The following is a 14,758-nucleotide window of genomic DNA, read 5'->3' as shown; positions in this document are numbered from 1 at the left end:
CTGATGGCATTATCACGAGAACAAATCGCTAAACGCGTGGCGATGGAACTACAGGATGGTTACTACGTTAACTTAGGTATAGGTATTCCAACCTTGGTCGCTAATTATGTCCCTGATGGCATCGAAGTGATGCTGCAATCTGAAAATGGTTTACTCGGTATGGGGCCATACCCAAGTGCAGACCAAGTTGATGCCGATATGATCAACGCAGGCAAAGAAACGGTCACTGCTGCAACGGGGGCGGCTATTTTTAGCTCTGCTGAAAGCTTTGCCATGATCCGCGGCGGCCACGTTGATTTAACCGTACTGGGTGCGTTTGAAGTGGACCAAAACGGCAATATTGCCAGTTGGATGATCCCGAAAAAGTTGGTTAAAGGAATGGGCGGTGCGATGGATTTAGTCGCCGGTGCTAAAAACATTATTTGTACCATGACCCATTCCAACAAGCATGGCGAATCAAAACTGCTGACCGAATGTAGTTTGCCGTTAACAGGTGTTGGTTGTATCAATAAAGTGATTACCGATTTGGCACTTTTAGAAATTAAAGACGGTGCATTTCATTTATTAGAGCGTGCCCCGGGTGTCTCGGTTGATGAGATTATTGCTAAGACACAGGGCAAGCTTATTGTCTCTGGCGACATTCCTGAGATGACTTTTAGCTAGTTTTACGACTTTAAGCAGTTAATTTGCCTAGAATTTATACTAAACCCCAATAATGTGCTTTTTGTTCATGACTTTTATGAACAAAAAGCCATTTATCACCATCAATGCAACTTACCCCCTAAACATTTCGTTAATCTATCGTTAACACTATGCTCCAAACCAGATCGCCATTTGCAGTAGGCCGATCAACGACAACAAATAATTATAATCTGGTGTGGAGTAATTCATGAAAGCAAGTAACACACAGCTCGCTTTAGCCTTTGTAGCGGCGTTAGCAAGTACATCAGCATTCGCACAAAGCGACACTGAACAATTACAGCAACAACTCGACGCACTTCAAAAAGAAGTGGACTCATTGAAAGCATCAAGTAGCTTTAACTTAGAGTTTGGCGGTCGCGTTCAACTTGACTACAACTACTTTGATGGTGCCTACAATGCCAATAATGAAGGTACAGGGGGGAGTGAATTCTTCCCTCGTCGTATCCGTACTTATGTTGAAAGTGAACATGGCAAGTGGGATCACAAACTACTACTCGAATTTGCTGAAGGCACGGCTGAAATCGTGTTAGCGCGTGTACGTTATGCATTCGACAACGGCTTAAAAGTAAAAGCCGGTAAAATCCGCGAAGATATGTCATTAAATGCACTAACCAGTTCAAAACATATTAATACTATTGAGCGCAGCACCCTTGCTAATTCTTTCTCACCTTTCTTCCGTTGGGGTATCTCGGCTTATCAATACTTTAAAGACTCAGGTTTACGTTATGCCGTGGGTGTTTACAAGAACGATGCGTTTGGTGCCTCAGGCCACGACGAAGATGACAAACTGACATTGGCTGTAACAGGTCGCTTAACGTGGTCTAGTGCAGCACCAGGTGATGTGATTCATTTAGGTGCTTGGCACTCTTATCGTGATATGGGTGGTAATGATTTAAGCGCTCGTTTTGCCCGTGGTGAAGTGCGTGAAACCAATGTTCGCTTAGTGGATTACGCGGTCGGTGGTGAAACGGCTGCGCTTGATAGCATGTCGCAAAGCGGTCTTGAATTTGCCTACCAAGCGAATGCATTCACTCTAGAGGCTGAATATGCCAGCCGTTATCTCGATACGGTTGATAGCAGCAATGAACTTGATGGAGAGCGTTTTGATGGCTTTCATGTTTCGGCAAGTTATTTCTTAGGCGGTGAGCAGCGCCGTTACAAAGCAGGTTCAGCATTATTTGTGCAACCAAAAGGGATTAAAGATGCATGGGAGCTTGTTGCACGTGTGTCACAAATGAACGCCAGCAGCAAACAGCAAGGTACCGACGTAACCACTTACACAGTAGGCACATCATATTACCTAAGCAGCGATATCAAATTTATGGGCAACCTGATTTACAGCGATGTTGATGGTGCCGGTGCTTCTACGCTGGTAGGTGATGAAGATTCAGGTATGGGCATCAGTGCTCGTATGCAGTACTTATTTTAGGAGTCGTGCATTATGACTAAGTTTAAATCATTAAAAAGCTCTCTTTTAGCAGTTTCGTTATTAGTAACCAGCCCGCTAGCATTGGCAAACTTACACTTTTTGGTACCGGGTGGCCCTGGTGGCGGTTGGGATACCACAGCACGTGGTGTCGGTGAAGCAATGGTGAAAGCGGGCATTGAAGATAATGCATCGTTTCAGAATATGTCGGGCGGCGGCGGTGGCCGTGCGATTGCTTATTTGATTGAGTCGGGCACTAAAAAAGGCGATATGTTGATGGTTAACTCAACGCCTATCGTACTGCGCGCATTATCAGGAAAAATCCCTTACAGTTATCGCGATTTAACGCCAGTTGCCAGCATGATTGCTGATTATGGTGCGTTTGTTGTCCGTAATGACTCACCTTTTAAAACATGGCAAGACGTTATTGATGCAATGAAAAAAGACCCTGGCTCTGTAAAAGTAGCGGGTGGCTCAGCGCGCGGCAGCATGGATCACTTAGTAGCAGCACAAGCGGTGAAAGCAGCGGGTATTGATGGTCGTCGATTACGTTACATTCCTTACGATGCCGGTGGTAAAGCGAAAGCAGGTTTATTGTCGGGTGAGGTCAACTTACTTTCGACAGGCTTAAGTGAGGCACTCGAAGTCGCTAATGGCGGTCAGGCACGGATTTTAGCGGTGACTTCTGCAGATAAACTTCCTGATTACCCAGCAATTCCAACCTTAAAGTCGCTAGGTTACGACATGGAGTTCGTAAACTGGCGCGGCTTTTTTGCGACCCCAGATTTACCTGCAGATAAGCTAGCAGAGTACACAGAAAAGCTGCGTAAGCTGCAACAAACCCCTGAATGGGAAGCGGTTCGTGCCCGTAATGGTTGGCTAAATCTGTTTCAAGAAAAAGACGCGTTTATTAAATCACTTGAGCAGCAAGAAGCGCAATTACGCGTTGTAATGAAAGAACTTGGTTTTATCCGAGGCTAAGGTTAGACAATGTTAAACCGTGAACTAATTGGACCAAGTTTATTCTTGGTCCTCTTTACCCTCTACGCCCTTGTGGCTTGGCAAATTCCACTTATGCCATTTGAAGAGTACGAAAGTGTTACTTCAGCAACCTTACCAAAAGTGTATGCAGTATTCGGTATCGTGGTGTGTGTACTTTCGATTGGTGCCAACTTATTAAAGCAGGCGCCTGCAGAAAAAGCAGAGCTACTCAGTAAAGGCAACTTACTACGTACCTTTGCACTGTTGGTTTTAATGGTTGCTTATAGCGCCATGCTTGAACCGTTTGGTTTTTTAATTGCCACCAGTGCATTTTTAATTGCTGGCTTTTTTATTATGGGTGAACGCCGTAAGAAGGTGTTGTTGTTTGCTTCAGTGCCTGTGGCCGTGGTTTTTTGGTTTTTAATGACACAAGTACTGGGCATCTACTTAGTACCTGGCAATCTGTGGAGTTAAGTTATGCTTGATGGAATTATGTTAGGTTTGTCGACCGTACTCGACTGGAACAACTTGTTATATGTGATTGTAGGCTGCTTTGTTGGCACGTTCATCGGTATGTTACCTGGTCTAGGTCCAATTACTGCGATTGCGTTGATGATCCCGATCACTTACAGCATCGGTGCTGATTCGGGCATGATTTTAATGGCCGGTGTTTACTACGGGGCTATATTCGGTGGCTCTACTTCTTCTATTTTGATTAATGCGCCGGGTGTGGCGGGGACGGTAGCGTCATCGTTTGATGGCTACCCGTTAGCAAAGCAAGGGAAGGCAGGTAAAGCCCTTGCGATTGCAGCTTATTCATCCTTTATAGGCGGTACGATTGGGGCCATTTTACTGATGGTGGCTGCGCCTTTATTAGCAAAAGTGTCATTAAGTTTCCAATCGCCTGATTATGTTGTACTGATGTTTTTAGGCTTAACGGCCATTGCCGCGTTCTCTAATAAAGGGCAATTTCTAAAAGCCATGATGATGACGGTATTTGGTTTAATGCTGGCAACAGTGGGGATTGATCCCTCTTCAGGTACCGAGCGCTTTACCTTTGGCCAAGCTGATTTATTAGATGGTATTAGCTTTTTATTAGTAGCAATGGCAACGTTCGCGTTGGCTGAAGCTCTGATTAATGTGGCACGCCCTGAAGCTGAACCAGATAAAAAAATTGATGATCCTGATACGCCAAAAATTGGCTCAACAAAACTGACTAAAGAAGAAGTAAAAGACATGGCTCCTGTGGTTGGCCGATCATCTTTACTTGGCTTTATTGTCGGTGTTTTACCGGGCGCAGGGGCAACCATTGCCAGCTTTATGGCCTATGCCACTGAGCGGAACCTTGCTCCAAAGGCACTGAAAGATAAATTTGGTAAGGGCTCAATGCGTGGCTTAGCCGCACCTGAGTCTGCTAATAATGCTGCTTGTACGGGCTCATTTGTACCATTACTGACTTTAGGTATTCCGGGTTCGGGCACTACTGCGATTATGCTAGGTGCATTAATTGCCTACGGTATTCAGCCGGGTCCTATGCTAATGCAAGAAAATCCAAGTGTGTTTTGGGCGGTAATTGTCAGTATGTACTTTGGCAATATTGTACTGCTTATTTTGAATTTGCCGTTGATCCCGTATTTTGCCAAAGTGCTGGCAATGCCTAAATCTGTGCTGACAGTAATGATTTTATTCTTCAGCTTAATTGGCGTGTATTTAGTGTCATTTAACACCTTTGATTTATTTATGATGGTGGGCTTTGCGCTGGTGGCCTTGGTGCTTAGATTGTTAGCTTTCCCGATGGCGCCTTTATTACTTGGCTTTATCCTCGGTGATATGATTGAGCGAAATTTCCGCCGTGCGATGATGATTTCAGATGGCTCGCTGAGCTTTTTATGGGACCGCCCATTAACACTGAGTATTTTTGTGATTTCGATCTTAGTGTTGTTGTTCCCACTGAAAGACTATATTGTCCAACGTCGTAAAGACAAAGCAGCTACGCAAACAGGGCAACATGCGTAGTACAAGGCACTGATATGAGATACACCAATAAGCTAAACCCATTTCAGCATGTGGTTAAAAAACCAAAGCGCTTAGAAACGCGGCTCATCATTTGGGTTACCGGTCTATGTGTTTTACAGGCTGTGTTGTTTGGCGCTTTGGTGTATCAGATCACTGCAGAAAGCTTACATAACCACATGGGTGATAAAGCGCTTTCGCTAGCAACCAGTATTGCTTCACGAGATGACGTGCTAAACGCATTACAAACGAAGCAAGGGCTTAATGAGTTAAATAAGCAAATAGAGCATATTCGTGAACTAACCGCAGCTAGTTTTATTGTTATCGGTGATAGGAATACCCGTCGCATTGTTCACCCCGACTCTGACAAGCTGGGTAAACCTATGGTGGGTGGGGATAGTAAAGCGGCGCTACGTGGTGAGCGTTATGTGTCGATTGCAAACGGGAGTTTGGGCGAGTCTATCCGTGGCAAAGTCCCTGTACTCTCAGAACAAGGCGAAGTCATCGGCTTGGTATCGGTTGGCTTTTTAGTACAATCAATTGAACCGCTCATTCGTGCTCGTAGTGCTGAAATCATGCTTTGGGGCTTGTTGTTAGTCGGTTTAAGTATTTTGGCTGCGGTGTATATCGGGCAACGGGTTCGTAATGCTATTTTTGGTTTACAACCTGACGAAATTGCAAGGCTGTTCTCAGAGCAAGATGCTATTTTGAATACTGTTCGTAGCGGCATTATCGCCCTCGATCCAGAAGGTAACGTGCGTAACTTAAACCAACGTGCTTGCGAAATCCTTGGTAAACCGATCAGCTGCATTCATCAGCCACTTAAGCTTGAAGATTTACTTCCTGAACATACTGAGTTTTTGATGCATAACCAACAGCGTCCGATTGTAGGTTTTGAATTATTTGCTGCAGATAAACGCATTGTGTTGTCGCGATATGCACTGCAAGTGCAAGATCAGGCTGATGGGATTTTATTGAGTATGCGCCCAGCGGATGAGCTTGAGTATTTATCGCAGCAATTAACTAAAGTGCAAGCTTTTGCTGAGCTATTACGAGTACAAACTCATGATTACTCAAACAAGCTAAACTTGATTGGTGCATTAATTCAAATGGGACAAACTGAGCAGGCTATTGAGTTAATTGGACAAGAAAGCAAGGGCTCGCAAGCACAGATCCATCATTTACTCGAAAGGATCCAAGATCCGGTACTTGCTGGGTTACTTGTTGGTAAATACCATAAAGCCCGTGAATTAAACGTAATACTTGAGCTTAATCCAGATAGCTTATTGGGATCAATCACCCGTAAAGATATGCTGGAACGGGTTGTCTCGATACTTGGCAATTTGATTGATAACGCAATTGAAGCCGCTATTCGAGCTAGCGATACACGTACCCCTAAGGTTCGTGTTACGGTTGATGAAACCAGTAAAACATTATTGTTTGATGTTGAAGACAGCGGTTTTGGTTTAGGCGATGACAAGGATGTGATATTTACACCACAATACAGTTCTAAGTCAGGGGCTGAGCATGGTATTGGCCTTTATTTAGTCAAAACCAACTTAGATTCGTGTCGTGGTAGTTTAGAAATAGGTGAGTCTGATCTGATGGGGGCACGTTTAAGTGTCTACATTCCAAAATAATAAAAATGATCAGCCTATAAATAAAAGGTAAAGAACATGACTTACTCAGTTGTCATTGTTGAAGATGAAGTAGAAGTTGCCCAATTATTGGCGCAATATTTATTACTTCCTCATGGCGTAGCTGGCCAACAAGGGGCGCGGCAAACACTGCGTCAAGGGCAATATCAGGTTGTTGGTATTGCAGGCAATCTTGCCACTGCGAAAGCGTTATTATCGGCCGTTAATGCCGATTTAATTTTGCTCGATATTCATTTACCCGATGGCAATGGTCTTGATTTACTTAATGAGTTGCGCCGCGAGGAAATGAAAAGCGAAGTAATGCTTTTAACCGCAGCAAAAGAAGTAGAAACACTAGAAAAAGCCATGCAGCTTGGCGCTTGTGACTTCTTGGTTAAGCCATTAATGCTAAATCGCTTAGATCAAGCATTGGCACGATTCGAAGCAAGACAACAATGTTTCTCAGATGCCGATGAAGTAACCCAATCTATGGTCGATACTTTATTTGGATCGCAAGAACAGTTAAAAACGCCAGTAAGGCTACCAAAAGGGGTGGATCAGCTTACTTTGCAAAAGATCTTAAAAGCTTTTAAAGCGAATATTGGCACGGCTTTTACTGCTCAGCAAATGGGGGATTTAGTGGGCGTAAGTCGCTCAACAGCCCGCCGTTACCTCGAATACTTGCTTGAAGCTGAGCAAGTCAGTGCTGATCAGAGCTACGGAAGTATCGGTCGACCCGAACGCTGTTATAAAATGACAAGCAGTTAAATCGCATCATTTAATTGCCAAATTACCGCTAAATTAGCGATTTTAGTAGCATAAATTTACTGTTCGGCACGTTAAAAAGTGCCGCTTATCCTGAGCATAGAAAAATTTTATAAAATTGATTGCATTTTAAGCGACTTCGATGGTGATGTTCGCTTTAAGTAATGCTATACTCCCGCCGAATAATTTTTCGACTTTATTAAGAGTAAAATAATGGCAGATTTATCGAAGTACAGAAATATTGGTATTTTCGCCCACGTTGACGCGGGTAAAACTACCACCACTGAGCGTATCCTTAAGCTTACGGGTAAAATTCATAAGACTGGTGAGGTACACGACGGTGAGTCTACTACTGACTTCATGGAACAAGAAGCTGAGCGCGGTATTACAATCCAATCAGCAGCTGTAACTTGTGAGTGGAAAGGCCACCGCTTAAACGTTATCGATACTCCGGGACACGTTGACTTCACAGTAGAAGTATACCGTTCACTTAAAGTGCTAGACGGTGGTATCGGTGTATTCTGTGGTTCTGGTGGTGTTGAGCCGCAGTCAGAAACTAACTGGCGTTATGCGAACGAATCAGAAGTTGCACGTGTAATCTTCGTAAACAAATTAGACCGTATGGGTGCTGATTTCTACCGCGTTGTAGGTCAAGTTGAGAAAGTACTAGGTGCTAACCCACTAGTTATGACTTTACCAATCGGTATCGAAGACCAATTTTGTGGTGTTGTAGACGTACTTGAGAAAAAAGCATACGTTTGGGACGAGACTGGTCTTCCTGAAAACTACGAAGTACAAGACGTTCCAGCTGACATGGTAGACAAAGTTGATGAATACCATGAAATGCTTGTTGAGTCTGCTGTTGAGCAAGACGAAGACCTAATGATGGCTTACATGGAAGGTGAAGAGCCTTCTCTAGAAGACATCAAACGTTGTATCCGTAAAGGTACTCGTGATCTTGCGTTCTTCCCAACATACTGTGGTTCTGCATTCAAAAACAAAGGTATGCAGTTAGTACTAGACGCGGTTGTAGATTACCTACCTTCGCCTACAGAAGTTGACCCACAACCTCTAACTGATCCTGAAACAGGTGAGCCAACTGGTGAAGTAGCAACTGTTTCTGCAGATGAGCCACTTAAAGCGTTAGCGTTCAAAATCATGGACGACCGTTTCGGTGCACTTACGTTCATCCGTATCTACGCTGGTCGCATGAAGAAAGGTGACACAATCCTTAACTCAGCAACTGGTAAAACAGAGCGTATCGGCCGTATGGTTGAGATGCAAGCTGACGAGCGTAACGAACTTACTGAAGCACAAGCGGGTGACATCATCGCTGTTGTTGGTATGAAGAACGTTCAAACTGGTCACACTCTTTGTGATCCTAAGCACGAATGTACACTTGAAGCGATGATCTTCCCTGATCCAGTAATCTCAATCGCTGTTGCTCCTAAAGACAAAGGCGGTAACGAGAAGATGGGTATCGCGATCGGTAAGATGGTTGCAGAAGATCCTTCATTCCAAGTTGAAACTGACGAAGATTCAGGCGAAACCATCCTTAAAGGTATGGGTGAGCTTCACTTAGATATCAAAGTAGATATCCTTAAGCGTACTTACGGCGTAGACCTAGTTGTTGGTCAACCTCAGGTTGCTTACCGTGAAACTATCACGAAAGAAATCGAAGATAGCTACACGCATAAGAAACAATCTGGTGGTTCTGGTCAATTCGGTAAGATCGATTACCGCATCAAGCCAGGCGAGCAAAACTCAGGCTTCACGTTCTCTTCATCAGTTGTTGGTGGTAACGTACCTAAAGAATTCTGGCCTGCAGTTGAGAAAGGCTTCGCATCAATGATGCAAGAAGGTGTTCTAGCTGGCTTCCCAGTATTAGACGTTGAAGTTGAACTTTTCGACGGTGCTTTCCACGCAGTTGACTCATCAGCAATCGCGTTCGAAATCGCTGCTAAAGGCGCTTTCCGTCAGTCTATCCCTAAAGCGGGTGCACAACTTCTTGAGCCAATCATGAAAGTTGACGTATTCACTCCGGAAGACAACGTAGGTGACGTAATCGGTGACCTTAACCGTCGTCGTGGTATGATCAAAGACCAAGAAGCTGGCGCAATGGGCGTTCGCATCAAGGGTGATGTACCACTTTCTGAAATGTTCGGTTACATCGGCCACTTACGTACAATCACGTCAGGTCGTGGTCAGTTCTCTATGGAGTTCTCACACTACGCACCATGTCCTGCAAACGTTGCTGAAACAGTAATCGCTGCAGAAAAAGAGAAAAAAGCTGCTAAGTAATTAGCCTTTTAATTCTTTGAAAAAACCCGCACTAGTTGCGGGTTTTTTATATTCTAAAAAGATATTTAATTGATATAAACAAAACTATTCAATGTAAATGGTTGATTTTTGTTCAGTCCTTCTTATACCAACCCGCAATAATACTTAATCATTTTGAGGGATTAAACCTGTCGCTAACTGCGTTAAAAATTTCTCATTTAGAACAACTAAATAACGAAATTTTTGCCTTGTTATCAACGAGGTTTAATTGCCTCAAAATAGACTACTTAATTAAGCGGATTGGTATTAATTGTCGCAATCCAATAATCTCATTCTTTAGTATCTATATATCTCTAACATTAAGCTTAAAGTCTTGGTGTTGGTTTTTTAAGTGTTATTTTCATACAAAATTAATATTTCATAAAAGACTGTGTTTTTAGCAGGTTGCAATCCAAATATTGAAATGCACTTATAAAGTATTTTTATTCACTTGTGTACCTATTTTCAGCAATGTAGAATCGTGATAACAACCATTTTTAGTTATTTAGTATTAATTTTCTAAAGCTATCAAATTAAGATTTATATTTATGAAAATGATCAAGTTAAGTCCAAACTGGATTTTACAAGGAATCAAGATCGCGTTGGCTATGCTTATTGCATTAGTTGCCAACTCCTTTGGAACATCATTATTAATTATTATTTTGCCTGTATTACTTATATTTCTTGTGCTGAGCTATTTAGGGATGCGCTCTTTATATTGTTATAAGGCAGGGATATGTTACTCATTAGGCTTAGGAAAGCGTTATATAAATGCTGAGGACATTAAGGAAATTGAGTTTAAATCGGTGGCATTTTTGACTGTTTTTAGGGTTTTCCTTAAAAATGGCAAAGTATTAAGGTTTATTAATTGGCAAATTGATGAGCAGCAACAGGGCTCGATAACAGCACTTTACCAACCTGACAATAAAGAAGAACAAATCGCTTAACGATACAAATAAAATGGCCGCGAAAGCGGCCATTTATTCATATTGTGTCGTTTATTTCTTTAGACGACGACGCAGTGCAAATGGTAAAGCTAGTAAGCTTAACCAAGCAAGTGAACCAGAATCATCATCTTTAGACTCTTTCTCTGCTTCATCTTCTTCAGTTACATCATCTGCTTCATCGTTAGTAATGTTGATGTATAGCAGTTGCGCTTCTGATAAGTTGCCTGCGCTATCCTGTGCACGGATCATCAGCGTAAGCTTGTCTTCTTCTTCGAAATCTAGCTCTTTAGCAACTGTGATTTCACCTGCGGCACTGATTGCAATCGCATCTGCATGCTCACCAACAATACTAAAACTTACTACAGGTGTGTAATCAGCATCGCCATCAGAGAAAACTAATTGGCCTATAACTGCGCCAATTTCACTGTTTTCTACGATTTCGAATGCTTGATCTGCTTCGATTACTGGCGCCTGCTCTGCAGGAATAGGCTCTGCAGATTGAATATCAATAATCACAGGGTCGTGATCAGATGCACGATATGCGTTATCTGCATAAAGGCCTGCTTGTTGTGTTGCTGACTTATACTCAAGGTTGTAGTCTAGGCTGATTGGCTCATCGGCATTGATATGCCAATCAGTCGCAGCAACAACTTTATCAAGCATAGATTCTGTTACTAGCGCGTGGTCAAGGCTACCAATGCGGCCAGAGAAGCTATAAGAGTAACCTAATGTATCACCGTCTAGTTCAGCAACCGCACTCTTAAGACCTTTGTCTGCAAATGCACGAATAGGATCTTCCATCGCGTAAGAGTTCATGTCACCCACTAGGATGATATCTTCATCTTCAACTTCAGTTGGGTAAGTTGCTAACCAATCTGCATAAGCATTAGCACCCGCAACACGGATTTCATTCCAACAGGCTTGGCCATCACCTAAGTCAGCATTATTACCCTCAGCGCTGCCACAGCCACCTTTAGATTTTAAGTGGGCAACTGCAACTGTGAAGATTTCTTCGCTTTCAAGAGATTGGAAGCTTTGGGCAATAGGCGGACGATTGCTGTAATCAAAAGGTTCAGCAGTTGTATGAGCTGCCTTACCGACTTCTGATACTTTATTTGAGCGATAAATTAAAGCTGTTGTGATTTGATCAGTACCAATTTTTTCAACATCAAAATCAACAAATGCGTAAGTGTTTTCTGCATCTTCGTCATTAAGTGCTGAAACTAGGCTTGCAATAGCACTGTTTTCACCGAAACCATCGTTTTCGATTTCCATTAAGCCAATGACATCAGCATTGATAGCTGTAATTGCACTGACAATTTTTGCTTGCTGACGAATAAACTCTTCTTCGCTGTCTGCACCACGGCTAGTTGGGAAACCTGCGCCTTGGCCATCACCATTGAAATAGTTTAATACGTTGAAGCTCGCTACACGAAGATCTGCATCTTCGTTAAGCTCTGGCGCATCGGTACGTGGGTTTGTTGCTGTAAACTCAGGTTGCACTGTAGGGTGAATGCGGTAACGGTTGAAACTGTAACCCATCACACCTGTAACAGTGTTTACTGTGTCACCCAAACGTAATGTGTTATAGGCATCAAGACCTGTGCCTGGGTAGGCGATTGGATCAAGGTTTTGTTTTGTTGAACCATCGTCGAGTAAGATTTGTTTTTTCAGGTTTTCAGCTTCAACAGCATTTGCTGCATCACCCGGTAGTGCAATTTGAGTACCTTGGTATAAACGCTCAGTACCTAAGTCAACCTCACCATAACGGCCAAGACCGTAGTTGTTATTGACAACTAAAGGTTGATCTATGGTTACTAACATACCTTCATAGGCTTCAAGTTCTGCAACTTCAGCAACTGGTAAAGTAACAACGGTTGGATCTGTAGATAGGCCTGTAGCACAGATTTCAACTTGGCTTACATCACCTAGCTGTGTCGCGCTGTAGTATTCAGCTACGCTACCTTTAACACGTACATGATCACCAACGTCAACATTAGTATCTGCGAAATAAACAAATACACCTTCAGAGGTAAGTGGGTTTGTATCAGTATCAGCAGCAAGTGAGCTAATAAAGAAGCCTTTGAGCTGATCATCAGCTTGGAAGTCTGCGGTCACTACACCTTCAACTTCAACTTCAGTGTCAATAAGTGGGCTGTCGCCGCCTTCACCTTGAATTGCGTTGATTAATGTTTTTGTTGCTCCACACTCAAGCGGAGTAACTGGCTCTGGCTCAGGAGTTGGTGCTGTGCTTTCACCGTATTGACCAATATTGCTAAAATCATTTTGGTCGAATTGTTCCCACTCTTCGCTAGGGTTAAATGCTGATGTTGCATCAGTACGACCTGAAGTCACAGTCGTTTTGCGACGTAGTGTTTTATTGGCTGTTGTTACACCACCTTCATCCCATGCTGAACCAGGATCAACACCTAGTTGACCAAAGCTATCAACTATTTCACCGTCTTTAGTTAGGACTAGCGCGTCATCACCGTTGAAGTAAGTAATTGTTGATTCTATATCGGCTTTTGTCTTCAATTCATCAACAGAACCAGCGTTAACAATAACGTAGGTCGCATTTGCTGCAAGTGTACCTGTTAAAGCTAAGCTGTTGTTTGGATCTGCTAGGTCTCCATTACCATTTGAGTATAAAGAGATAGTGTAACCATCAAGCGATAGTTCAGCGCCAGAGTTGTTGTAAAGTTCTACCGCTTTATTGTTAGAGCTTCCTTCAACGTATTCAGAGATGATTAGGTTGGCAGAAGCAGGCGCGCTCAGGCTTGCAATAACAAGCGCGAGCGGCGTTAATTTTGTATTTATCATTATTTTTCCCGTGTATGTATTTTTAAAGTCCCAATATGGGACACAGTACTTTAAGAAAAATCTATGACAAATTAAATGCAAAATGTTAATAAAATAGGAATAATTTCCAATTTTTAGAATATTTACTTTAGATTAGTTATTTTTTAACCAAACTGCTGCTTGTTTTGCAAAATAAGTTAGGATGCCATCTGCGCCAGCACGCTTAAATGCTAATAATGACTCCATGATTATTGCTTCTTCTGCAAGCCAACCGTTATCAATGGCTGCTTTATGCATGGCATATTCACCACTGACTTGGTAAGCAAATGTTGGTACACCAAATTCATCTTTTACGCGACGTACAACATCTAAATATGGCATGCCAGGTTTCACCATAACCATGTCTGCACCTTCTTGAAGGTCAAGGGCTACTTCACGAATAGCTTCATCAGAGTTGGCAGGGTCCATTTGATAGGTCTTTTTATCGGCGCCTTTCAAGTTACCTGCAGAGCCCACTGCATCACGGAACGGACCGTAGTAGCTTGAAGCGTATTTTGCAGAGTAAGCCATAATACGAGTGTGGATATGGCCTTCGGCTTCGAGTGCTTCACGAATTGCACCAATGCGTCCATCCATCATGTCTGAAGGTGCGACTATATCGGCACCTGCTTCGGCATGTGATAGCGCTTGCTTAACTAAGATTTCAGTTGTTACATCATTAATCACGTAACCATCTTCATCAATTATGCCATCTTGGCCATGTACTGTGAACGGGTCAAGTGCAACATCAGTGATCACACCAAGCTCAGGAAACGCTTCTTTTAATGCGCGAACTGTACGCTGTGCTAATGCATCAGGGTTGTAGGCTTCTTCAGCTAGTAAAGATTTTTTATCGCTAGGTGTTACGGGGAAAAGAGCAACGGCAGGTACACCTAATTCAACGAGTTCTTTTGCTTCTTCAAGTAGTAAATCAATAGAAAGGCGCTCTACGCCTGGCATAGACTCAATAGCTTCGCGGCGGTTTTTACCTTCTAAAACAAATACAGGAAAAATAAGGTCATTAACGGTCAGTTGGTTTTCAGCCATTAGGCGACGAGAGAAGCCATCACGACGCATGCGGCGCATACGTGTATAAGGGAAAAGGTCGAGTCCTGATTGGGCCATGCTTG

At 43.0% G+C, this 14,758-nt stretch carries 11 protein-coding genes; 9 read left to right on the top strand and 2 right to left on the bottom strand.

Annotated features, from left to right (window positions below; translation table 11 throughout):
- Positions 1–3: 3 nt before the first annotated feature.
- From J8Z25_RS16465 to J8Z25_RS16425, 9 genes are all read left to right on the top strand, one after another.
- Positions 4–663: a 3-oxoacid CoA-transferase subunit B gene (locus tag J8Z25_RS16465; protein ID WP_250661428.1), complete on the top strand. Its 660-nt coding sequence runs from the start codon at positions 4–6 to the stop codon at positions 661–663.
- A gap of 226 nt (positions 664–889) precedes the next feature.
- Positions 890–2,131 carry an OprO/OprP family phosphate-selective porin gene (locus tag J8Z25_RS16460; protein ID WP_178926384.1) on the top strand — a complete coding sequence of 414 codons (1,242 nt, stop codon included), beginning with the start codon at positions 890–892 and terminating at the stop codon, positions 2,129–2,131.
- Positions 2,132–2,143: 12 nt separating this feature from the next.
- Positions 2,144–3,109 (top strand): Bug family tripartite tricarboxylate transporter substrate binding protein, encoded by a 966-nt coding sequence (locus tag J8Z25_RS16455; protein ID WP_130050235.1) that lies wholly within the window; start codon positions 2,144–2,146, stop codon positions 3,107–3,109.
- Between the two features lie 9 nt (positions 3,110–3,118).
- Complete coding sequence (locus J8Z25_RS16450; protein WP_063700962.1) at positions 3,119–3,583, top strand: tripartite tricarboxylate transporter TctB family protein; 465 nt, start codon at positions 3,119–3,121, stop codon at positions 3,581–3,583.
- A gap of 3 nt (positions 3,584–3,586) precedes the next feature.
- Positions 3,587–5,125, top strand: a complete 1,539-nt coding sequence (locus J8Z25_RS16445; protein WP_167658247.1) for a tripartite tricarboxylate transporter permease — start codon at positions 3,587–3,589, stop codon at positions 5,123–5,125.
- Positions 5,126–5,139: 14 nt separating this feature from the next.
- Entirely contained in the window at positions 5,140–6,762 is a 1,623-nt protein-coding gene (locus J8Z25_RS16440) for an ATP-binding protein (protein ID WP_250661427.1), read from the top strand.
- Positions 6,763–6,798: 36 nt separating this feature from the next.
- Positions 6,799–7,527: a response regulator gene (locus J8Z25_RS16435; RefSeq protein WP_130050238.1), complete on the top strand. Its 729-nt coding sequence runs from the start codon at positions 6,799–6,801 to the stop codon at positions 7,525–7,527.
- 210 nt (positions 7,528–7,737) lie between these two features.
- Positions 7,738–9,825 carry an elongation factor G gene (fusA, locus tag J8Z25_RS16430; RefSeq protein ID WP_130050239.1) on the top strand — a complete coding sequence of 696 codons (2,088 nt, stop codon included), beginning with the start codon at positions 7,738–7,740 and terminating at the stop codon, positions 9,823–9,825.
- Positions 9,826–10,391: 566 nt separating this feature from the next.
- Positions 10,392–10,790, top strand: a complete 399-nt coding sequence (locus tag J8Z25_RS16425; protein ID WP_130050241.1) for a hypothetical protein — start codon at positions 10,392–10,394, stop codon at positions 10,788–10,790.
- Positions 10,791–10,841: 51 nt separating this feature from the next.
- Here the strand turns inward: J8Z25_RS16425 and J8Z25_RS16420 are convergent, their stop codons facing one another.
- Together J8Z25_RS16420 and hemB are read right to left on the bottom strand one after the other, a co-directional pair.
- Entirely contained in the window at positions 10,842–13,610 is a 2,769-nt protein-coding gene (locus J8Z25_RS16420) for an ExeM/NucH family extracellular endonuclease (RefSeq protein ID WP_250661426.1), read from the bottom strand.
- 132 nt (positions 13,611–13,742) lie between these two features.
- The gene (gene hemB, locus J8Z25_RS16415) at positions 13,743–14,753 is read right to left on the bottom strand and encodes a porphobilinogen synthase (RefSeq protein WP_130050243.1); all 1,011 of its coding nucleotides are present in this window, start codon (positions 14,751–14,753) and stop codon (positions 13,743–13,745) included.
- Positions 14,754–14,758 lie beyond the last annotated feature (5 nt).

Source organism: Pseudoalteromonas sp. SCSIO 43101 (assembly GCF_023650775.1).
Classification (GTDB): Bacteria; Pseudomonadota; Gammaproteobacteria; order Enterobacterales; family Alteromonadaceae; genus Pseudoalteromonas; species Pseudoalteromonas apostichopi.
This window is presented reverse-complemented; position numbering and strand designations above follow the sequence as displayed.